19 protein-coding genes are annotated in these 18067 nt (G+C 62.8%); 4 read left to right on the forward strand and 15 right to left on the reverse strand.

What is annotated here, in order from left to right; all coding sequences use genetic code 11:
* The first annotated feature begins 93 nt into the window (after positions 1-93).
* Complete coding sequence (locus B2S33_RS19025; RefSeq protein WP_027915783.1) at positions 94-1056, forward strand: NAD(P)H-quinone oxidoreductase; 963 nt, start codon at positions 94-96, stop codon at positions 1054-1056.
* Between the two features lie 122 nt (positions 1057-1178).
* On the opposite strand, the gene B2S33_RS19030 is transcribed toward B2S33_RS19025, so the two are convergent.
* From B2S33_RS19030 to B2S33_RS19055, 6 genes are all read right to left on the reverse strand, one after another.
* Positions 1179-1832, reverse strand: coding sequence for an HAD family hydrolase (locus B2S33_RS19030; protein ID WP_027915784.1), 654 nt, complete (start codon positions 1830-1832; stop codon positions 1179-1181).
* A gap of 12 nt (positions 1833-1844) precedes the next feature.
* The gene (locus B2S33_RS19035; protein ID WP_027915785.1) at positions 1845-2834 is read right to left on the reverse strand and encodes an ABC transporter ATP-binding protein; all 990 of its coding nucleotides are present in this window, start codon (positions 2832-2834) and stop codon (positions 1845-1847) included.
* A 1-nt stretch (position 2835) separates the two neighbouring features.
* A complete protein-coding gene (locus B2S33_RS19040) occupies positions 2836-3630 on the reverse strand; it encodes an ABC transporter permease (protein ID WP_027915786.1) in 795 nt (264 codons plus the stop codon).
* A complete protein-coding gene (locus B2S33_RS19045) occupies positions 3620-4459 on the reverse strand; it encodes an ABC transporter permease (RefSeq protein WP_288650857.1) in 840 nt (279 codons plus the stop codon). The genes B2S33_RS19040 and B2S33_RS19045 overlap by 11 nt, the downstream gene beginning before the upstream one ends.
* On the reverse strand, positions 4456-5262 hold the full coding sequence (locus B2S33_RS19050; protein ID WP_027915788.1) for an alkaline phosphatase family protein: 807 nt from the start codon (positions 5260-5262) through the stop codon (positions 4456-4458). The genes B2S33_RS19045 and B2S33_RS19050 overlap by 4 nt, the downstream gene beginning before the upstream one ends.
* A 150-nt stretch (positions 5263-5412) precedes the next feature.
* Positions 5413-6474 carry an ABC transporter substrate-binding protein gene (locus B2S33_RS19055; RefSeq protein ID WP_288650858.1) on the reverse strand — a complete coding sequence of 354 codons (1062 nt, stop codon included), beginning with the start codon at positions 6472-6474 and terminating at the stop codon, positions 5413-5415.
* Between the two features lie 325 nt (positions 6475-6799).
* Here B2S33_RS19055 and B2S33_RS19060 point away from each other — a divergent pair, with 325 nt between their 5' ends.
* A complete protein-coding gene (locus B2S33_RS19060; RefSeq protein WP_288650859.1) occupies positions 6800-7513 on the forward strand; it encodes a UTRA domain-containing protein in 714 nt (237 codons plus the stop codon).
* Between the two features lie 53 nt (positions 7514-7566).
* On the opposite strand, the gene B2S33_RS19065 is transcribed toward B2S33_RS19060, so the two are convergent.
* The 7 genes from B2S33_RS19065 to minC form a co-directional block, all read right to left on the reverse strand.
* Positions 7567-9720 carry a mechanosensitive ion channel family protein gene (locus B2S33_RS19065; protein ID WP_027915791.1) on the reverse strand — a complete coding sequence of 718 codons (2154 nt, stop codon included), beginning with the start codon at positions 9718-9720 and terminating at the stop codon, positions 7567-7569.
* Between the two features lie 44 nt (positions 9721-9764).
* The gene (locus B2S33_RS19070; RefSeq protein ID WP_165919273.1) at positions 9765-9932 is read right to left on the reverse strand and encodes a hypothetical protein; all 168 of its coding nucleotides are present in this window, start codon (positions 9930-9932) and stop codon (positions 9765-9767) included.
* Between the two features lie 142 nt (positions 9933-10074).
* Positions 10075-11364 carry a M18 family aminopeptidase gene (locus B2S33_RS19075; RefSeq protein WP_288650860.1) on the reverse strand — a complete coding sequence of 430 codons (1290 nt, stop codon included), beginning with the start codon at positions 11362-11364 and terminating at the stop codon, positions 10075-10077.
* Between the two features lie 212 nt (positions 11365-11576).
* Complete coding sequence (locus B2S33_RS19080; RefSeq protein ID WP_027915793.1) at positions 11577-12212, reverse strand: RluA family pseudouridine synthase; 636 nt, start codon at positions 12210-12212, stop codon at positions 11577-11579.
* A gap of 149 nt (positions 12213-12361) precedes the next feature.
* The gene (minE, locus tag B2S33_RS19085; protein WP_009682849.1) at positions 12362-12616 is read right to left on the reverse strand and encodes a cell division topological specificity factor MinE; all 255 of its coding nucleotides are present in this window, start codon (positions 12614-12616) and stop codon (positions 12362-12364) included.
* Positions 12617-12619: 3 nt separating this feature from the next.
* A complete protein-coding gene (gene minD / locus B2S33_RS19090; RefSeq protein ID WP_012313198.1) occupies positions 12620-13432 on the reverse strand; it encodes a septum site-determining protein MinD in 813 nt (270 codons plus the stop codon).
* A 100-nt stretch (positions 13433-13532) separates the two neighbouring features.
* Complete coding sequence (gene minC, locus B2S33_RS19095) at positions 13533-14291, reverse strand: septum site-determining protein MinC (protein ID WP_027915794.1); 759 nt, start codon at positions 14289-14291, stop codon at positions 13533-13535.
* Between the two features lie 111 nt (positions 14292-14402).
* Between minC and B2S33_RS19100 the strand changes: the two genes are divergently transcribed.
* Positions 14403-15338: a lipid A biosynthesis lauroyl acyltransferase gene (locus B2S33_RS19100; protein ID WP_028686847.1), complete on the forward strand. Its 936-nt coding sequence runs from the start codon at positions 14403-14405 to the stop codon at positions 15336-15338.
* Between the two features lie 42 nt (positions 15339-15380).
* On the opposite strand, the gene B2S33_RS19105 is transcribed toward B2S33_RS19100, so the two are convergent.
* Both B2S33_RS19105 and B2S33_RS19110 read right to left on the reverse strand, forming a co-directional pair.
* Complete coding sequence (locus tag B2S33_RS19105) at positions 15381-16208, reverse strand: MlaA family lipoprotein (RefSeq protein ID WP_023534883.1); 828 nt, start codon at positions 16206-16208, stop codon at positions 15381-15383.
* Positions 16201-17499 carry a serine/threonine protein kinase gene (locus tag B2S33_RS19110; RefSeq protein ID WP_027915797.1) on the reverse strand — a complete coding sequence of 433 codons (1299 nt, stop codon included), beginning with the start codon at positions 17497-17499 and terminating at the stop codon, positions 16201-16203. Before B2S33_RS19110 ends, B2S33_RS19105 begins: the two co-directional genes overlap by 8 nt.
* A 186-nt stretch (positions 17500-17685) precedes the next feature.
* Between B2S33_RS19110 and B2S33_RS19115 the strand changes: the two genes are divergently transcribed.
* Positions 17686-18039, forward strand: a complete 354-nt coding sequence (locus B2S33_RS19115) for a hypothetical protein (RefSeq protein WP_145281008.1) — start codon at positions 17686-17688, stop codon at positions 18037-18039.
* Positions 18040-18067 lie beyond the last annotated feature (28 nt).

Raw genomic sequence — 18067 nt, forward strand, 5'->3', positions numbered from 1 at the left:
GTTCGCCGGTTCCATAAAAACCGGGCGCATACTGCAAAAAGCCTGGGCACGGGTGGCCCAGGCTCGGTCATATGATTCAACTATGGAGGCACTGTGAAGGCATTGCAAGGCGTTGACGGACATGTCACCTGGGTCGAAGCCGAACGTCCGGCGTGTGACGCAGGACAAGTACGCATCCGGGTCGCGGCTGCGGGGTTGAACCGTGCCGATTTGCTGCAGATGAAAGGGCTCTATCCGCCGCCGCCCGGCGCCAGCCCCTACATGGGCCTGGAATGTGCCGGCGTGATCGCAGAAGTGGGGGCCGGGGCAGCCTGGCGGGTGGGCGACAGGGTGTGCGCACTGCTGGCCAGCGGTGCCATGGCCGAGGAAGTGATCGTCGATGCGCGGCACGTGCTGCCTGTGCCCGAAGGGCTTAGCCTGCATGAAGCGGCAGCCCTGCCGGAGGTCTACGCGACGGCGTGGCTGAACATCTTCCAGCTGGGCGGCGTCAAAGCCGGCGAGAAGGTGCTGGTGCACGCCGGTGCCAGCGGCGTGGGGTCGGCTGCCATTCAACTGTGCAAGGCGTTCGGCAACAGCGTCTGGGTCAGCGTCGGCTCGGCCGAGCGACTGGCGTATTGCCAGGCCCTGGGCGCGGCAGGTGGCGTGGTGCGCAACCAGAACCTCGATGACCTGGAAGCCATCGGCCCATTCGATGTGATTCTCGACCCGGTCGGCGCCAGCTATGGCGAGCTGAACCTCAAGCTGCTGGCCCGCGACGGGCGCTGGGTGATCATCGGCGTGATGGGTGGACGCACGTTCGAACTGGACTTGGCCCAGGTCATGGGCAAGCGGGCGCAGATCACGGGCTCGACCTTGCGCAACCGTGACGATGCATTCAAGGCCGAACTGTTGAGTGACTTGCACCAGCAAGTCTGGCCGCTGTTCACCGAGGGGCGGTTGTCACCGCAGTTGGTCGATACCTACCCGGTGGAGTTCGCCCAGGCAGCCTACGCCGAACTCGAGACCAACCAGGTGTCCGGCAAGCTGGTCATGATCATCGACCCGAGCCTGGCCTAGTGTCGGGCCCGCTTGCCTGCTCGGGTACTGGCCTCATGGCGCCCTCATAGTCCCTGCGGGCCTGCGTGAACGCAGGCCCACGGGGGCAGGGCAAGCCTTGGCACTGAACAGCGAACGCGGGTTCAGTGCCAGCTCAAGATCGGCCAACCGTGGGCTTGCGCATGCTCGCGCAACACAGGGTCCGGGTTCACGGCACAAGGGTGATCCACCTTCAGCAACAAGGGCAGGTCATTGCGCGAGTCGGAATAGAAGCTCGCGCCCTCCAGGTTTTCCTGCTCCTGGTCCAGCCAGGCCATCAAGCGGGTGATCTTGCCTTCCTGGTAGGTGAGTACGCCATGGGTAGCCCCGGTATAGACGCCATTGCGGGCCTCCAAGTCGATTGCCAGGTATTCGTCCACGCCCAGGCGTGCAGCAATCGGTCCAACCAGGTGTACCCCTGACGCAGAAATGATCAGCACCCGGTCCCCGCGCTTGCGATGTTCGGCGATGCAGCGGCAGGCATCGCCTAAAATGATCGGTTCGATGACATCTTCCACCCACGGCTCGACCAAGTGTGCGACCTCTTCCAGGGTCCGCCCGGCAATCGGCTCCAGGCTGAACGCCATGTAGTCTTCCATCGCCAGCTCGCCTTTGCTGTAGGCCTCCATGAGCGCGCGGTCACGGCGCAAGAACGTGTCACCATCCACCCACCCCAGCCGGGCCATGTGTTCGCTCCACAGTGACGCGCAGTCGCCGTGAATCAGGGTTTCGTCCAGATCGAAAATGGCTAGCGCCATACATGCATCTCCTTAAGCCACTTCCCGTAGCGCACTGGGGTCTATCGACACGCTGACCCGCTGACCGTCGGCATGCAGGTCGGCGGGTGAGCGGTTGAGCACATCCACCACCAGCTCTACCTCGCGTACCTGCACCCGATAACGTATCACGTTGCCCAGCAGGCTGTGACTGCGCACCTGGGCGTCGAGTTCGCCGTGCAGACCCAGTGTGATGGATTCTGGGCGTATGGCCAGGCGCCCGGTGACAGGCCGCTGCAGCAGGCGGCTGGCACTGTCGGCGTCCAGCAGGTTGTAATTGCCGATGAAACCGGCGGCAAACAGGTCCACCGGGGCCGTGTAGAGAGTCTCTGCATCACCGCTTTGCACGATACGGCCCTGATTCATCAGGAAGATGCGGTCTGACAGCGTCAAGGCCTCTTCCTGGTCATGGGTAACGAAGATCGTGGTCAAACCCAGTTCCCTCTGGATGGCGCGGATCTGTTCACGCAGGTGTTTGCGAATACGCGCATCGAGTGCCGAAAGCGGCTCGTCCAGCAACAGCAGTCGGGGGCGGGTGACCAGGGAGCGGGCCAGGGCGACGCGCTGGCATTGCCCGCCAGACAACTGGTGAGGGTAACGTGCGGCGAAGTCATTCAATTCCACCAGCTGCAATGCCTCGCGCACCCGCGCCTGGCTTTCATCACCCCTGACCTTCTGCATGCGCAGCCCGAAGGCGACATTCTGCTCCACCGTCATGTTGGGAAACAGCGCGTAGCTCTGGAAGACCATGCCGATACCGCGCTTCTGCGGGCTCTGCGGCACGATGTCGATGCCGTCGAGCAGGATCTGCCCGCTGTCAACGGGCGTGAGCCCGGCGATGCAGCGCAGCAGCGTGGACTTGCCGCACCCTGAGGGGCCGAGCAGGGTGATGAACTCGCCCCGTTCGATCTGGCAATCGATCTGGCTGAATACCGGGCTACCGGCGTAGCTTTTTTGCAGGTTGCGTACGCTGACGTAGCTCATGTCAGGTCTTGTCCTTGTTCAAGCGGTTGGCGACCCACGTCAGGATCAGCACGAAGGCGAAATAGGAGATCACCAGCGCACTGTTGAAGTGGCCGCTGCTGTTGCGCATGTTGTTGAGGTACACCTGCAGGGTCTCGTAGCGCGTGCCCACCAGCAGGTTGGCGAACACGAACTCCCCGAACAGGAACGAGAACGACAGCAGCAGGGCCACCATCAGGCCCTTGCGCAGGTTGGGGAGTACCACCAGCAAAGCCGCCTGCCAGGTGCTGGCGCCCAGCAACTGCGCCGCGTCCATCAGGTCGCGCAGATTGATGGCCTGCAGGTTGTTGGTGATGGCCCGGTACATGAAGGGCAGGGCGATGGTGAAGTAGCAGCCGATCAGAATCCACGGTGTCCCCACCATGGCCATCGGCCCACTGCCATACAGTTGCAGCAACCCCACCGACGACACCACAGGTGGTACGGCAAACGGCAGCAGGATCAGGACATTCATCAACGCGTCGAGCCGGGGGAAGTGATAGTGCACCACGAACAGCAGTGGCAGGATCAGCACGACCGACAGCAGCAGCGCACCGACGCACACCAGCAGCGACTGGCCGAATGCCGCCAGAAAGCGCGGCTCGCTCCACAACGCCACGTACCACTTCAGGGTCAGGCCGCTGGGAAGCAGGGTGGCCGACCAACTGGTGGCCAGGGAGTAGAGCAGGGTGCCGGCCAGTGGCATCAGCAGAATCAGAAACAGCAGGTAGACCACGGCGCGGTGGTACCAGCCGCCTCCTTTGGGGTCAGCGCGCATGGTAGCTCCTTTTCAACAACCATTGATGCACCACGGTAACCACCGTCATCAGCCCTACCAGCACCATTGCCAGGGCACTGGCAAGGTTCGGATCGAGGCTGATGTCGCCGGCCACCAGGCCCGCGATGCGTATGGGCAGTACGTTGAAGTTACCGGTGGTCAGGGCATAGACCGTGGCGTAGGCGCCCAGGGCGTTGGCCAGCAGGATGACGAAGGTGCCCAGCAGCGCCGGGGCCAGCACCGGCAGCCCGATGTGCCGCCAGAACTGCCAGTGATTGGCGCCCAGCAGCGCAGCCGACTCGCGCCAGTCTTCGCGCAGCGCGTCGAAGGCCGGGTACAGCAGCAGGACACCCAAGGGGATCTGGAAATAGGTGTACACCAGGATCAGCCCGCTCTTGGAGTAGATGCTGAAGTCTTCCAGCAGGCCCATCTGCTTGAGCAACAAGGTCAATGCGCCGTTGAAGCCGAGCAGGATGATGAACGCGAACGCCAGCGGCACGCCGGCAAAATTGCTGGTCATGTTGGCAAAGGCACTGACGAAGTCGCGTAGCCGCGAGTCCACCTGACGCAGCGAATAGGCGCCCAGGGTCGCGATGATGATGCCGAACAGGCTGGACCAGAAGCTGATCTCCAGGCTGCGTTGCAGGGCTTGCAGGTAGAACTTGGAGGCGAACACCTTGCTGAAGTTGTCCATGCCCCAACCCGCCTCCGACGGCAGGCTGCTCAGCGCCACCCAGGCCAGCGGGGCGATCTGGAAGATCACGAAAACGGCAGCGAAGGGCACCAGGCACAGCAACGCCAGGTAACGGCCACGAGGCGATTGGCTCATTTGAGCAACTCCCGGCAGACCGATTTGTCGTGAGCGGCGCCAAGCAACTCACAGATGGTCCCGCACAGGTCGGTCTGCAGTGGCTTGGCCGATGGGTCGAGGCTGAAGGCTGCGCCGAACACGAACAGGGGTACTTCGCGTTCTTCGGCCAGCAGCCCGTTGTGCGAGCGATCGTTGTTCATGCCATGGTCGGCGGTCACCAGCACTTGATAGCCCTCGTCGAGCCACCTGGGCAGGTAATCGGCCAGCAGGATGTCCGCGCTGCGGGCAGCATTGCGGTATTGGCTGCTGTCCAGCCCATGGTGGTGGCCCACATCGTCGATGCTCATCGGGTGCACCAGCAGGAAGTTGGGCGCATGGCGCCGGCGCAGGTATTCGCCGTCCGCCAGCAGGTGTGAATCGGGGTAGCGATCGTCCCAGTAGAACAACCCGTGCTGGATGGGCAACTTGGGGGCGTGGGTATGCCGGTCACGCTGGGGGTCGAACGGGGAGCGGTTGTAGAGCTCGCTCATCCAGTGATAGGCCGCCGCTGCCGTGCCCAGGTTGGCCTCGCGGGCGTAGTGGAACACGCTGCGCTGGTTGGAAAGCCGGTTGACGTTGTTGTGCACGATGCCGCTGTCGATAGGGGGCACACCCGTGAGAATGCACTCGTACAGCGGACGGGACAGCGACGGCAACTCGCACTCCATGCGGTAAAGCGCGGCGCGGTCGGCCTCGACATAGGCGTGCAAGTGGCCCATGGCGTGGTGGGCAACCTGATAGTTCAGCCCGTCCAACAGCACCAGGATGACGTTGTGGCTCATTGATGACTCCGCAAAAAACCATCGGGGAAGGGGGCGCTTGCATTGCGCGGAGGCGCGCCGGGGAGTTACTGCTGGCGCGACGCCGGCTCGCTGGGGCTGCCATACAGGCGGGACGGCCAGCGTGGCAGCTGGCAGGCCCGTCTGCATGCCTCATTCCATCTCGATGATCACCTGCTCCTGCCACATCTGCGGCAGCTTCTTGGAGGTCGCTTCCCACACCTCGGCGTTCTTGATCGGCTGCGCAGGCGCATATTGCTCGTTGGGCAGCAATTTGGCCTGCACATCTTCCGGCAACTTCAGGTGCTCGGCGCGGATCGGGCGTGCATGCCCCTTGGCCAAGTTGATCTGCCCGGCATCGCTGAAGATGTATTCACGCGTCAGCTTCGCGGCATTGGGGTGTTTTGCGTACTTGTTGATGATGGTGGTGTAGCCCGAGGTGATCGAGCCGTCCGATGGGATCAGCACTTCGAAGCGCTTGGGGTCGATCTGATCGCGGTAGCTCAAGCCATTGAAGTCCCAGACCACGCCCACTTCCACCTCGCCCTTTTCCAGGGTCTGGATGGTCGGGTTAGCCAGAGAAAGGCGCTTTTGCTGGGCCAGCTTGGTGAACAGTTGCAGGCCTGGGGCCACGTTGCTCTCATCGCCCTTGTAGGCGATGGCGGCGGCCAGCACACCATTGGCGGCCTGGGCGGCGGTGCCGACATCACCGATGGCCACCTTGTACGTGCCGCGCTCCAGGTCGTGCCAGGTCTTGGGCCGCTCTGACTCCTTGACCAGGTCCTTGTTGATGATGAACGCGATGGTGCCGGTGTAGGCCAGCGCCCAATGGCCGTCCTTGTCCTTGGCCCACTCTGGCACCTGGTCCCAGGTGCTTGGCTTGTACGTCTGGCTTACGCCCTTGGCGATGGCGATGGGTCCGAACGCTGCGCCCACATCGCCGATGTCGGCACTGGCGTTGTCTTTCTCCGCCTCGAACTTGGCGATTTCCTGCGCCGAACTCATGTCGGTGTCGCTGTGCTTGAGCCCGTACTTGCTGGCCAGGTCCTGCCAGGTGTCCTTCCAGTTGGCCCAGGCGTCGGGCATGCCCACGCTGTTGACCATGCCTTCCTTGCGGGCGGCATCCTCCAGTGCCTTGAGGTCATCTGCGGCCATGGCCGACGTGCAGAACGCGATTGCCGAACCGAGCAGTGACGCCATGAACAACTTTTTCATCCGTAGCTCCTTGGGTGGGTGCATCGACCGAACGCTGTTGTGTATGAAGCCGTTGTCTGCAGCCTTGGTCTAGGTCAGCAAACCTTGAGCCAAGGTAGGCCGGTAGCGTGACAATTTGATGTAGCCCCAGGTCCAGCTGCCTGATCGCGGCCTCTGGCAATACAGCGTAGACCACCTGCGAGCCGGGCTTCACAAGGCCTGGCCCGTTTCTGGCAGCACCAGCCGGGCAGTCTTGTCACGGGATGTTCATCAGCCCTGCCTAGGCTTGTATCCAGTGCCCCGTGCCCTGTAGTGGGGCTGGCCTAGTCCAGATAGGTAACCTTTGATGCAGCCGATGCCACAGCGCGCGGTAACAGCCATCTGTAACGCCCTTGAGGAGCAGATCGAACACGGCCTTTTGGCGCCTGGCGGCAAGCTGCCTGCCGAACGCCGGCTCAGCGAACTCTTCGCCACCACGCGCATCACCCTGCGCGAAGCGTTGGTGCAGTTGGAGGCAAGGGGGTTGATCTATCGCGAGGAGCGGCGGGGCTGGTTCGTCGCCCCCGAACGCTTGAGCTATGACCTCATCGCGCGCAGCCACTTTCATGCAATGGTGCGTGAGCAGGGGCGGGCCGCCAGTACCGAGTTGCTGTCGGCTCGGCTGCAGCCGGCGTCGGCGGCCATTTGCGCGCGGTTGCAACTGCCGGCGTTGTCCAGTGTGGTGCGCATCTGCAGGCTCAGGCGCATCGACGGCAGGGCGGTGCTGTACGCCGAGCACTACCTCAACCCGCGTTACTTTCCGGCCATCCTCGAGCAAGACCTGGCCCAGTCATTGACCGAAATCTACGCGCGCCAGTACGGTCTGCACTACGGGCAGGTGTGCTTCGAGATCCTGCCCACCGCATTGCCCGTGCAGGCGGCCGGTGCGTTGAAGGTGTCAGCAGGCAGCCCTGGGCTGCAAATCACCCGGGTCAACAGCGACCAGCAGGGGCAACTGATCGACTGCGACCTTGAATACTGGCGCCATGACGCCATCTGCATCAGGGCACAGGCAGGCTAGCCGGGCGGCCTCTTGAGGGCGCCAGCGAGGACGCGATCCATGGCCAACCGGCTTCAACCGGACGGCTCGGTTTGTGTCATGGCGCCTGCGCCGGCCGTTACCACCTGCACCGACAACCTGGGCGTTGCCAAGTCCAGCCCGGCTTCGTCGAGCTGGCGCTTGAGTGCCAGGTTGAAGGCCCGCGACACTTCCCACTGCTTGATCGGCGCCGTCTTGAAGCGTGCCCGCAACACCGCTGAACCCGACTCGAAGCTCTCCACCCCTTGCAGTTCCAGCGGCGACCAGATGTTGCGGCGCATCAGCGGATCGCTGCGCAGCTTCTGACCGACCTCGCGCACCAGTGTGATCGCCTGGTCGATGTTCATGTTGTAGGGGATCGCCACGCGGAAGATCGCATAGCCGAATTCGCGGGAGTAGTTCTTGATGCTCTTGATTTCGCTGAAAGGAATGGTGTGCACGATGCCATCGATGTCCCGCAGACGCACGGTGCGGATGGTCAGGCCTTCCACCGTACCCAGGTGGCCGCCGACATCCACGTAGTCGTCGATGGCCAGGGAGTCCTCGATGATGATGAACAGCCCGGTGATCAGGTCGGCCACCAGCGACTGGGCGCCGAAGCCGATCGCCAGGCCGATGACACCGGCACCGGCCAGCAGCGGCGTCACGTTCATGCCCATGTTGGCCAGGGCGACGATCACCGCGATGATGAAGATGAACACGAACATCACGTTGCGGATCAACGGCATCATGGTCTGCGCCCGGGCGTTGGCCATGCCGCGGCGCGAGCGGACCAGCGCATGGTGTACCGCCGTGTCCGCCAGGATCCACACCAGCCACGCGACAATCAGCGTCCCTGCCAGGCCCATCAGGCGCAGGCTGATGTCATGCCCATCGCCTTCGGCGAAGCTGATCATCGACAGCCCCCATACCCGAAGGCCCAGTTCGATGAACACCAGCCAGATGAACAGGTGGACCAACAAGTAGCCAAAGTTGCGCAGCCGCTCGGCGTACACCGCATGGCGCTTGCCGGCGCGCTTGGGGTTGGCAGCGTGGCGGCGGACGAGGCCATTGAGCACCATGCACACCACCACCAGCACCGTGCACATCAGTGACTGGCGAAGCGCCGTGCTGGTATCACCGGCCGAAACGAAAGTGGCGAACAGCGAGATGGCCACCAGAATCAGCGCCGGAATGAACCAGAAACTGCCCAGGATCTCGATGGTGTCGCTCAGGGTTCGTCGCGTCAGGCGGCGCGACAAGGGTTGGTTGCGGATCAGGTGGGCAATCGGCCGGCGAAAACGCAGGATGAACAGGCCGGTGCACACCGCGGCGACGACGTTGGCCAGGGTTGCCACCCCATGAGCCAGGTGTATGCCCAGCGCAGCGGTGAGGCGCGGGTCGCTCATGGCCTCGCCGAAGGCTGCAAAGCTGCCGATCAGCCACAAGGGTCGGAATGCACGGTGGCGCAGGATGTGCAATGCCCGGTGGCGGTGCGGGCCGTCCAGCAGGGAAAACGCGATCACGCAGATGGCCGAGAAGCAGGTGCCGACCACCAGGGCATACGCCAGCACCATGGCCAGCGATTTACCCAGCGACGGGGGCAGTACGAAGCTCAGGTACACCGTGAACACCAGCGCGACCAACCAGGGGCCCAGCTTGCGCAGGGCGAAGCGGACCAGGTCCCAGGTGCGAGGATGCTGGGGCAGTTCTTCGCTCAGGCCGAACCGCAGGCGGACCCGATGGCCCACCCAGTTGAACGCGAACGCCAGTACGCTCCACACCGCGATAACCGCAGCAAAGCCGAACAGGATCGCGGGCCATTGATGAACGGGCACCATCAAGGCCGCCAGTTCTTCCTGGGCCTGGTCGATTTCCATGCCCCAGCGCTGGAACGGGTTGGCTTCCCCGGTGAACTGCTTTTCGAAATCGTGCAGGGCGCCACCGATCAAGCCAAGCACGCCTTGCTCAACGCTCGGTTGCGACTTTTGCGTAGCGTCGCGCAGCTTTTTCAGGTCGGCCAGGAGTTTGGCACGCTGCTGGTCGTTCTCCAGGCTCTTGATCACCTCGTCCAGGGATTTGCCCAGCGGCTCGGAAGCCTCGGGCTGGGCGGGGGCACTGGAACCCAGAAGGCCGGGCAGGCCTGCTGCGTGTGCAGAACCTATGAACAGCAACAGCACAACAAACAGGTAACGCAGAAGGGCAGGCACGGGCAGATCTACCTCAGGTCAAACGATTGCCCGAGTGTAGAGGTTTATGACGGCAGTTTCTCCAGGATCTTCCAGCAGGTCAGGCCGAAGATGCCCAGGGTGCCCACCCACATCATCAGCACGCCAACATCGCGCTCGCGCAGGCCGAACCCGAGGGTCAGCAACAACAGCGATGCGCAGACGGGAATCAGCAGGGCCAGGAAGGGTGACATGGCGACAGTCCTTTGCAGTGAGACATGCCCTTAGCATAGTCGCTAACCCCCGGCCTGGCCTGCTGGAGGCGGACTCGTCGGCCATGTGCAGCAGCGCGGCCTGTTGGCGCCGGGTGTGTAGCACCCCGGCGCCCCGCGTGGCTCACGGCAAGTCGTGGCTGCGGTAGAACGCTGTCAGGACCTTCACCAAGTGCGCCAGGTCATGGCTGCCGCACAGCTCGCGGATGGAGTGCATGGCGAAGGTCGGCAGCCCGATGTCGACCGTCCGCACGCCAAGGTGACTTGCCGCAATGGGCCCTATGGTCGAGCCACAGCCCATGTCGCTGCGTACCACGAAGCTCTGCACCGGTACTTCTTCGGCCATGCACAAGTGGCGGAAGAAGCCGGCGGTTTCGCTGTTGGTGGCGTAGCGCTGGTTGTTGTTCACCTTGATCACCGGCCCTGCGTTGAGTTTCGGGCCGTGGTTGCCGTCGTGCTTGTCGGCGTAGTTCGGATGCACGCCATGGGCATTGTCGGCCGAGACCATCAACGAGCGCTGGATGGTGCGCACGTAGGCGTCACCGTCGGGCAACAGGCGCTGCAACGTCTGCTCGAGCATCGGCCCGTCGGCGCCGCAGGCCGAGCTGCTGCCGACTTCCTCGTGGTCATTGCACACCAGGATGCAGGTTTCAGCGCTGTCAGCGGCCAGCAGGGCCTGCAGCCCGGCATAGCACGACAGCAGGTTGTCCAGGCGGGCGCCGGCAATGAAGTCGCCATTGAGCCCGATCTGCGCGGCGTCCTGGGTATCGTAGAAACTCAGCTCGTAGTCCAGCACCACGTCGGCGTTGAGTTGGTGCTCGCGTGCCAGTTGCTCGGTCAGCAGGGCGCGAAAGTCGATGCGCTCGTCACCGGCCACCTGGGCCAGGATCGGTGGCAGTTCGGTCTGCGGGTTGATATGCCAGCCATCGTTGGCGGTACGGTTGAGGTGGATGGCCAGGTTGGGGATGACGGCGATCGGCAACTTGAAGTCGATCAGCTGGCTTTCCACCTTGCCGTCACGGCGGTAGGTGACCCGCCCCGCCAGCGACAGGTCGCGGTCGAACCACGGCGCCAGCAGGGCACCGCCATACACTTCCACGCCCAGCTGCAAGAAGCCCTGGCGCTGCAGTTCCGGCTGCGGCTTGACCCGCAGGCAGGGGCTATCGGTGTGGGCGCCGACCATGCGGATGCCGTTGAGCAGCGGCGCCTGCCTGCCCATCTTGATCGCGATGATCGAGGAATCGTTGCGGGTGACGTAATAGCGCCCGCCCGACACGACGGACCAGCTCTCGCGTTCGTCCAGGCGCTGGTAACCAGCGGCCTCCAGGCGCAGGGCCAGGCTGGCAGTAGCGTGGAAGGGAGTAGGGGAGGCCTTCAGAAAATCGATCAGGCCTGCATTGAGTACATCGCGCATAGTTCACTCCAGACAGCAGTGGCGCGAGTTTAGCGTATTGAGTCGCCGAGCGGTGTCGGGCTGTGGGTTGTGCGGTTGGCCAGGCGACAGTGGTTGCGCAGGTATAGCGAAGGCTCCAGGCCGCACTGCGGCCCCAGCGCTTCGGCTCGCATTACAGCTCGGCAGGGCAGGGCCAGCAGCGCTCGTGGACTGCTAGCCACAGCCACACCCCATCAAAACGGTGCCGGGCACTCGAATCTGAGGCGTTCACCGGACACCGGGTGGGTAAAGCTGAGCATCGATGCATGCAGGCACAGCCGCTCGTGGGCGGCCAAGGCCTGGGGGTTGGCATACAGCCGATCACCCAGCAGCGGGTGGCCGATCGATAGCATGTGCACACGCAGTTGGTGCGAGCGCCCTGTGATCGGCGTCAGCTCCACACGGCAGTACTCGCCGCAACGTTCCACCACCCGCCAGAACGTCAGCGCATGCTTGCCTTGTTCATGATCCACGACGTGGCGTGGCTTGGTGGGTGGGTCATACCGCAGTGGCAGGTCGATGCTGCCGCTGTCCAGGGCCGGCTGCCCCCAACACAGGGCGGTGTAGGCCTTTTCGGTTTCCCGGTCATGGAACTGGCGCGATAGCTCGCGGTGGCTGTCGGCATCGCGGGCCAGCAGGATGATGCCCGAGGTTTCCCAGTCCAGGCGATGCACGATCAGCGCATCGGGATAGCCGTTTTCCTGAAGGCGGGTGATCAGGCAATCCTTGTTGTCGTCGGCCCGGCCCGGGACCGACAGCAGCAGCGTCGGCTTGTTGATCACCAGGATGGCGGCGTCTTCATGAAGGATCTGGAGGGTGGACAGCGGCATTGCGTGGTCTCTGTTGAATCGGGAGAAAAAAGCGGGGCTGTGCTGCAACCCATACGCGGCAAGGCCGCTCCGACAGTGGAACGCGATCCCTTGTCGGAGCGGCCTCGTGCCGCGAATGGGCTACAGCGCAGCCCTGGCTCTTGGCCGGATCAGCGATCCGGCAGGGTGATGTTCAGCTCCAGAATGGAGCAGCTGCCCTGGTTTTCCAGCTCGATATGCACATCGTCATTGCCGATGTTCACATACTTGCGAATCACTTCCAGCAGTTCCTTCTGCAACTCGGGCAGATAGTCCGGTTCGCTGCGTTGTCCGCGCTCGTGCGCCACGATGATCTGTAGACGCTCTTTCGCCACCGACGCGCTGGTCTGTTTCTGTCTGCCACGAAAGAAGTCAAAAAGGTTCATGGTTTATTTGCTCCCGAAAATGCGCTCGAAGAATCCCTTCTTCTGTACATCGATGAAGCGCATCGGCTTCTCTTTGCCCAGCAGGCGGTCGACTGCGTCACTGTACGCCTGGCCGGCATCGCTCTGGTCATCGAGAATGACCGGGATACCCTGGTTGGATGCCTTGAGCACCGCCTGCGATTCGGGAATCACGCCCTTGAGCTTGATCGAGAGAATCTCTTCCACGTCGGCCACGCTCAGCATTTCGCCCTTGACGACGCGCTCGGGGTGGTAGCGAGTGATCAACAGGTGCTCCTTGATCGGCTCCTCGCCGTTTTCCGAGCGGCGCGACTTGCTCGACAGGATGCCCAGCATGCGGTCGGAGTCACGGACCGAAGACACTTCGGGGTTGGTGACCACGATGGCCTCGTCGGCGAAATACATGGCCAGGTGGGCACCTTTCTCGATACCGGCCGGCGAGTCGCAGATCACGTACTCGAACTGCTCCTTGAGGTCCATCAGGACTTTCTCGACGCCTTCCTGAGTAAGCGCGTCCTTGTCACGGGTCTGGCTGGCCGCCAGCACGTACAGGTTTTCCAGGCGCTTGTCCTTGATCAGGGCTTGCTGCAGGTTGGCTTCGCCATTGACCACGTTGACGAAGTCGTACACCACGCGGCGTTCGCAGCCCATGATCAGGTCGAGGTTACGCAGGCCCACGTCGAAGTCGACGATAACCGTCTTGTGGCCACGCAGTGCGAGGCCGGTACCGATGGCGGCGCTGGTGGTGGTCTTGCCCACACCCCCTTTGCCGGAAGTAACCACGAGAATCTTGGCCAAGGTGTTTCACCCCTAAAATGATCGGGACGCAAGTCCCTGCAAATAACTGAAATAACGGCAACGATAAAAAAGTTGCTCTAAAAATGCTGGCAAGTATCCGTTAAAGACGGGTGATGTTCAACACGTCGCCAGACAGGCTGACTTGTACGCCCGCCCCCCACAAAGGATCGCGGCGCAAGTCTTCGCACACTTTGTACTGGCCGGCAATGGAGACCATTTCGGCGGTCATCTGCTGGCAGAAGATACGCGCCTTGGTATTGCCCTTGATACCTGCCAGGGCACGGCCACGCATGGCGCCGTACACATGGATGTTGCCATCGGCAAGAAGTTCCGCACCCGGGCTGACCGAGGCGGTGACCACCAGGTCGCCCCCTTGGGCATAGATCTGCTGGCCGCCACGTACCGGAGCGGTGATGATGCGCGTGGGGCGCACCTCAGGTTCGAGTACCGGTGGCGGGGCAGGGGCCGGCTCGGGTTTCTTGGCCTCGGGCTCGGGTTCCAGTGGCCGCTCGCGGGCGCCGGACGGGGGCAGCACTGGCAGATCGATGGCGATGGCCGCGGCAATGTCCTCTATGCGGTTGGCGCGGATGGCCAGGGTCCGCAGGCCATGGTGGCGGCAAATCCGCATCAAACCAGGCAAGTCGACCGCGCCTTCGCCGGCCGGCAGCTTGTCCAGCGCCAGCACCAACGGCGTGTTACTGAAGAAGTTCGGCGCCTGCGCCACTTTGGCCGCCAACTGGCGATCGAGGGCTTCAAGGTCGTTGCGCGCCAGTTCCAGAACGGTAATGGCAAGCATGCTGCCCTTGAGCTGGAACACGGAGGGGGTGTCGGGGGTGTGGTTTGGGCTCATGGTCTGCATAGACGGCTTGTTGCGGAAAAAGTGCCCTGACTTATAACGATAAGACCGGTTGCCCGCAACATGAGCCGATCCGTTGTAGAATGCGCGGCCCATGTCTTGCTGGAAGCTTCAATGGATCGCCCGCGTTTTCGTCCCTATTTCCTTCATCCCAAGTTCTGGGGCCTGTGGCTGGGCCTGGGGCTGCTGTGGCTGGTGGTGCAGCTGCCGTACCGGGCATTGCTCAAGCTGGGTGCGGGGTTAGGCGCGATCATGTACCGCTTTGCTGGTGAACGCAGGCGTATCGCCGCGCGCAACCTGGAACTGTGCTTCCCCGAGCTGTCGGCGGACGAACGGCAACGGCTGCTCAAAGCCAATTTTGCCTCGACCGGCATCGCCTTCTTCGAAATGGCCATGAGCTGGTGGTGGCCCAAGACGCGGTTGGCGCGCCTGGCCCATGTCGAGGGGCTTGAGCACTTGCAGGCCGCCCAGCAGGCGGGGCAGGGCGCAATCCTGATGGCGGTGCACTTCACTACCCTGGAAATCGGTGCGGCCTTGCTCGGCCAGCGTCACACCATCGATGGCATGTACCGCGAACATGGCAATGCCCTGTTCGATTTCATCCAGCGCAGCGGACGCGAACGGCACAACCTGGACTCACTGGCCGTCGAACGCGAGGATGTCAGGGGCATGCTCAAGCTGCTGCGCGCCGGCCGCGCAATCTGGTACGCACCCGACCAGGACTACGGCGCCAAGCAAAGCCTGTTCGTGCCCTTGTTCGGGATCCCGGCAGCCACGGTCACGGCCACCACCAAGTTTGCGCGCCTGGGCCGCGCCCAGGTCATTCCCTTCACGCAGAAGCGACTCGAAGACGGCAGCGGTTATCGGTTGGTGATTCATCCCCCACTGAGCGATTTCCCCGGTGAGAGCGAAGAGGCTGATTGCCTGCGAATCAATCAATGGGTCGAGCAGGTACTGCGCGAATGCCCCGAGCAGTACTTGTGGGCACACCGCCGGTTCAAGTCCCGACCGGACGGGGCCCCAAGGCTGTACGAAAAGAAAGGGCGTTGAAAGCGAGTGCGCCGCTGCCGTAATGGCAGTGGCGCTGCCGGCTCACTCGGCGATCTGCAGCTTGCGCGACTGGGTGTAGACGTAGCGCACCTTTTCATACTCGAACGGTGAGTTCATCTGCCCGTAGCGGAAGTTGGTGGTGTAGCGCTTGTCGATGACCCGCAGGCCGAAGAACTCCGGGTGCTCGCGGCTGACTTTGGCCATGTCCAGGTAATTGATCGCCTGCTCGCCGGAATAATCCACCACCAGCCCGGCGGTGTCGCGCAGGTTCGAAGGGCCCAACAGCGGCAGCATCAGGTACGGGCCTGCCGGTACGCCATAGAAGCCCAAGGTCTGGCCGAAATCCTCGCTCTGGCGCGGCAGGCCCATCTTGGTCGCCGGGTCCCACAAACCGCCTACCCCGATGATCGTGTTGAACATCAGCCGCGCTGTGATCTCGGCCGAGCGTTTGGCCTTGAGCTGCAGCACGCTGTTGAACAGGTTGGGCACGTCCCCCAGGTTGTTGAAGAAGTTGGTCACGCCACTGCGCAGAAAACGCGGGGTGACGTACTGGTAGCCATTGACCAGCGGCAGCAGCACCCATTGGTCCAGGCGGTAGTTGAAGTGATAGATGCGGCGGTTCATCGACTCGAGCGGGTCGTAGACGTTCAGCGCTTCGAGGGTCGAGCGCTCGAACTCACGCTGGTCCAGGCCCGGGTTGAATTTCAACTCGCGCAGCGGGTCGAGGAAGCCATCGGCTTCCGGTGCCAGCGGGGCGGTACCGATCACCTGCGGATCAGCCTCGATGACGCTGGCTCGGGGAGCGGTCTCGGCGGCCAGGGTATGGCCTGCGGCAAGCAGGGCCGTGGCAAAGAGCAGTTTGTTAACCACGGAAGAACTCCAGCATGGCGTCACTGTTGACGCGGTAGTTGATGTTGCCGCAATGGCCACCATGGGGATAAAGGGTCAGGCGATCACCGAACACCTTGCGCAGGAACCCGATATCGCCAGGGCCGAGAATGACGTCGTCGGCATTGTGCATCACGGCGATCTTGGGGCTGTTTTGCAGGTAATCGGCCAGGGCGTACAGGCTGACCTGGTTGGTCAGCTCCAGGATGGTGCCCCCGCCGGTGCGGGCACGCCACATCGGGATTACCTGTTCGCTCATGTAACAGTCGAAATCGCACTGCAAGGCACGCTTGAAGTAGGGCGTCAGGCTCGTGCCTTCGGTGATCTTGACCTTCGGCGGGATGATCAGGCCGCGGCGGTTGATCAGGTCGGAGGTGAAGGCGATATCGGCGGCCGAGAAGCGGAACGAGGTGCCGATGAGCATGGCCATCTGCTCGTTGGACAGGTGCTGGCGCGACTGCTGGAAGTCGTACAAGAGCGCTTCGTTGAGGTCGATGAACCCCTTTTCCTGGAAGTAGCGCGTGAGTTTTTCCAGCATCAGCTCATAGAACGTGGTGCTGCGGTCGATGCCCTTGACTTGGGTCTGCACCAGCTTGTCCAGGTTGTTGATCGAGGTGTAGAGGTTCACGGGTGGGTTGAGCAGCAGCACACGCTTGAAGTTGAAGCTGCGCCGGGTTTCGTCCAGGTGGCTGACGAAGGCCGCATCGAGCGCGCCCAGGCTGTAGCCGGTCAGGTAGAACTCGGTCACCGGCAGGCGAGGGTGCTGGGCGCGGACCGATTGCATCACCCGGTACATGTCCTCGGCGTCATCCTGGCTGATGCCGGGCGTGGCGAAGCGAGACGCGGCGCTGATGAAATCGTAGCTGGTGGGCGAGGACAGCTGCACCACGTGGAAGCCGGCCTTGTAGTACAGCTTTTTCAGGTATTCGTTGATGCTGCTGCTGTAGGACGCACCGGTACCGGCAATGATGAAGATCAAGGGGGCAGCGTGGTCCTGCTGGGCCATGCGGTACTTGAGTTTCTTGACCGCCCAGAAGTTGTCCGGCAGCGTGAATTCACGCTCCGGGCGCAAGGTGAGGCTGTAGTCGGACTGGTCGATCTCGTCATCGCTGGGCAGCATCGGGCGCTGGTCCGGCGGCGTCGTGGCGATGGTCGCCTCGAACGGGTTGGTCAGGGGGTAGCCATAGCTCGCGGCGTCGATATCCCGCGCAGAAGCGGCCACAGCCATGAGCAGGCTGCCGAGAACGGCAGCGAGGCGCAAAGAACGAAGCATGTAATCCCCCAAAAGAACGCAAGGTGGCGCGTGTGCAAGCTAAGACCACATGGGCCGTGGCAAAGTTGCCGGGCGTGATGGCCTTTGGTGTGCCAGTTATCTGAACCGCGTTGCAGGCAGGTATTTTGCCTTAGACCGTGATGTAAGCGATCATTGATTTTTTGATCAATCAAGTGGGAAAAGTCAATGAGTCGCAGGCTGCCTGGCGCACTACTGCTGATGTTCGTCGGGCTCTGGCTCGCTGCCAGCTATGGCGTGCGCTATGGACTGATGGAGGACGGCCAGTGGGTGGGGTTGTGCACGGAGCCAGCCGCCTATTGGCAGTGCGAGATGCGGGCAGTGCTGGGGTGGGGCATTCACCACCAGGTCCTGGCCTGGACCGGGCTGGCCCTGGCAGCGCTTGGCTGGCTGCTACAGGGGCGGACCGGTACATGGCTGGCCGGCATTGCCCTGCTGTTCGCAGTGCCAGCATTGGTGCTGTATACCGCGAGCATCGCCGTATTCGCATTGGTCCTGGCCGGGTTGCGCCTGGTCAGGTAAACGTGCGCCCGCCAGGGGGCGCTCCGTG

Source organism: Pseudomonas sp. UBA5568 (assembly GCF_002425525.1).
In the GTDB taxonomy this organism is placed as follows: domain Bacteria; phylum Pseudomonadota; class Gammaproteobacteria; order Pseudomonadales; family Pseudomonadaceae; genus Aquipseudomonas; species Aquipseudomonas fulva.

What these genes read in the sequence shown, in the direction of transcription:
- B2S33_RS19070 (WP_165919273.1), bottom strand. Translation starts at nt 9,932, where the DNA reads ATGTCACCCTTCCTGGCCCTGCTGATTCCCGTCTGCGCATCGCTGTTG.
- B2S33_RS19045 (WP_288650857.1), bottom strand. Translation starts at nt 4,459, where the DNA reads ATGAGCCAATCGCCTCGTGGCCGTTACCTGGCGTTGCTGTGCCTGGTG.
- B2S33_RS19075 (WP_288650860.1), bottom strand. Translation starts at nt 11,364, where the DNA reads ATGCGCGATGTACTCAATGCAGGCCTGATCGATTTTCTGAAGGCCTCC.
- B2S33_RS19055 (WP_288650858.1), bottom strand. Translation starts at nt 6,474, where the DNA reads ATGAAAAAGTTGTTCATGGCGTCACTGCTCGGTTCGGCAATCGCGTTC.
- B2S33_RS19035 (WP_027915785.1), bottom strand. Translation starts at nt 2,834, where the DNA reads ATGAGCTACGTCAGCGTACGCAACCTGCAAAAAAGCTACGCCGGTAGC.
- B2S33_RS19050 (WP_027915788.1), bottom strand. Translation starts at nt 5,262, where the DNA reads ATGAGCCACAACGTCATCCTGGTGCTGTTGGACGGGCTGAACTATCAG.
- B2S33_RS19080 (WP_027915793.1), bottom strand. Translation starts at nt 12,212, where the DNA reads ATGCCGCTGTCCACCCTCCAGATCCTTCATGAAGACGCCGCCATCCTG.
- B2S33_RS19110 (WP_027915797.1), bottom strand. Translation starts at nt 17,499, where the DNA reads ATGCTTCGTTCTTTGCGCCTCGCTGCCGTTCTCGGCAGCCTGCTCATG.
- B2S33_RS19100 (WP_028686847.1), top strand. Translation starts at nt 14,403, where the DNA reads ATGGATCGCCCGCGTTTTCGTCCCTATTTCCTTCATCCCAAGTTCTGG.
- minE (WP_009682849.1), bottom strand. Translation starts at nt 12,616, where the DNA reads ATGAACCTTTTTGACTTCTTTCGTGGCAGACAGAAACAGACCAGCGCG.
- B2S33_RS19030 (WP_027915784.1), bottom strand. Translation starts at nt 1,832, where the DNA reads ATGGCGCTAGCCATTTTCGATCTGGACGAAACCCTGATTCACGGCGAC.
- minC (WP_027915794.1), bottom strand. Translation starts at nt 14,291, where the DNA reads ATGCAGACCATGAGCCCAAACCACACCCCCGACACCCCCTCCGTGTTC.
- B2S33_RS19060 (WP_288650859.1), top strand. Translation starts at nt 6,800, where the DNA reads ATGCAGCCGATGCCACAGCGCGCGGTAACAGCCATCTGTAACGCCCTT.
- B2S33_RS19115 (WP_145281008.1), top strand. Translation starts at nt 17,686, where the DNA reads ATGAGTCGCAGGCTGCCTGGCGCACTACTGCTGATGTTCGTCGGGCTC.
- B2S33_RS19040 (WP_027915786.1), bottom strand. Translation starts at nt 3,630, where the DNA reads ATGCGCGCTGACCCCAAAGGAGGCGGCTGGTACCACCGCGCCGTGGTC.